Genomic DNA, 2,064 nt, shown 5'->3' with positions numbered 1-2,064 from the left:
ATCTCGTTTGATATGTTAAGTATACTACATATTTGATAATATAGGAAACTACAAAACGGTTAATTGCGGAAGAACCCGAGCCTCAAGAATATTCAACCTGTGAATCACTGATTCTTCTGCGGTTTCATTCTGATTGGACAGTACAGACACAAACACTGGATTATCTATCTCTTGAAAAAAATATACTAGAAAACACCAAGACTGTGGCATTCCCACCTAACCAGAGATTTGAAGAACGCCCGTGTCCTAAATAGCAAATCATTGTAAACGCAAAATATTTTGCGTTTACTTTGAAAATGGACTGTTATATCATAAGCGCCTAGTTTTGAACATTCCCAAAACTAGGCGCTTATGATATAACAGTCTTGATCAAAGGTTAATATTCTCAAAAAACATCTTCTTTTTCTATAATATTATAATTTAAAGTCACAACCACTTTGAATTTTCCATTTTCAGTTTTATATTGCATTACACCTTCATACTTTTCAATGGACGATTCGACACTCTTCAGTCCCCAACCATGAAAGCGTTCATCTTCTTTTGAAGTTACCAAACGTTTATTTTTTACCTGTGGTGCTACTTCATTGCCATTTTCAATTATCAAAATAAGCATCTGGTTTATAATTCTTATAGTAATATTAATCCACTTATTTGCATTATCTTGATTTCTTTGACATGCTTCAATTGCATTATCTAGTAAATTACTGAGAATAGTACATATATCATTTGGCATAATATCGCATCTACCTGGAAATTCTACATTTATACTACTTTGAATATGATTCTCTTTCATCTTTCGTAATTTGCTATTTATTATGACATCAATCACTTCATTTCCCGTCCAAGTACGTTCCAACAAGTTCTTTATAGGCTCGCTTACTCTGTCCAAATATTCTATTGCGCTCTTAGTATCAGAATGTATCAAATACTGATATAAAATATTAATGTGATTATTGAAATCATGATAAACCTTCGCATTTGCCGAATAAGCATCATTTAGTCCCTTATAATTTTCTTCTAATAAAGCATTTTTAATTTCCATAAATTTTGCCATATCTTTATCGTTCTTACTCTTTTCATATAACAAAAGCAAGGCCCATGTTAATATGAGTATTACACTAAATACGATCCAGTTCATCACATTACCAAAATCAACCAAATCCAAAGAATTATCAATAAGGTATACTACACCAATTCCACCAGCTATTGTGAGAATAACATAATGTTTAAATGAATTAATTTTAAATTTCCCTTTCATAAAATGTTTTGCACTTAGATATGCTAAAATCAATAATCCCTTACAAATAAACATTTGTCTAATTCTTACAAATCCATGAGTTGAAATTACAATTTTAGAATAATCTGGATTATGTAAAAGTGCTCCTACAATAGTAATTGCTAAAAAGTCTAAATAATTCAAACACATAAAATAAAAACAGGATATCAAAAAAGCATGTGGAAATTTGCATCTATATACACTAAATACAATAAGTGATATACTTACAACACCAAATGCTAATGTTCCGTAGGAAAACAATTCTATACTATTTAAAATATGAACAAAAAATGCTAAAACAAATGATGTAGTTATTGCAATTAAATTTGTTTTACTTTCTTCGTATTTACTTTCCAATAAAAGACCTACAAATTTTATTCCAATATAGGCTTCTACTACAGTTGCCAATATTTCAATTATTATAAATAAAATACTCAAAGTTCATTCCCCCAGAATGTGTTAATCAGTTCTTTTGTACTTTGTATGTGAGATCTACTAATAGGTAAGGTTTCTTTATTTTTTAAAACAACTTCACCATTTTTCACTTGCATAATATGAATTATATTTACAATGCATCCTCTATCAATATAAATAAACTCCTTTTTGTTAATCTCTTCATATACCTGCGATAAACTTTTTCTTACTTTAGCCTGTGTATTAAAAGTTACCAACACCGCATTTTTCCCACTTTTCTGAATATATAAAACATCTTTTAACCTGAATTATTCACGCCGCTATAAACTTGCTTAAAAACGGATAGCATTACTTTAAAGTAAGTAAAACCGTAA

Annotated in this window: 1 protein-coding gene and 1 pseudogene; both read right to left on the bottom strand. The window is 29.5% G+C overall.

The window, feature by feature from the left end; all coding sequences use genetic code 11:
- Nucleotides 1-385: 385 nt before the first annotated feature.
- Nucleotides 386-1,714 (bottom strand): sensor histidine kinase, encoded by a 1,329-nt coding sequence (locus tag NFS18_RS19210; protein ID WP_251393180.1) that lies wholly within the window; start codon nucleotides 1,712-1,714, stop codon nucleotides 386-388.
- Nucleotides 1,711-1,980: pseudogene (locus NFS18_RS19205) on the bottom strand (LytTR family transcriptional regulator DNA-binding domain-containing protein); the annotation flags it as partial. The gene NFS18_RS19210 and the pseudogene NFS18_RS19205, both read right to left, overlap by 4 nt.
- Nucleotides 1,981-2,064: the final 84 nt, after the last annotated feature.

Origin of the sequence: Mediterraneibacter agrestimuris (assembly GCF_943193195.1) — a bacterium.
Lineage (GTDB): Bacteria > Bacillota > Clostridia > Lachnospirales > Lachnospiraceae > Schaedlerella > Schaedlerella agrestimuris.
This window is presented reverse-complemented; position numbering and strand designations above follow the sequence as displayed.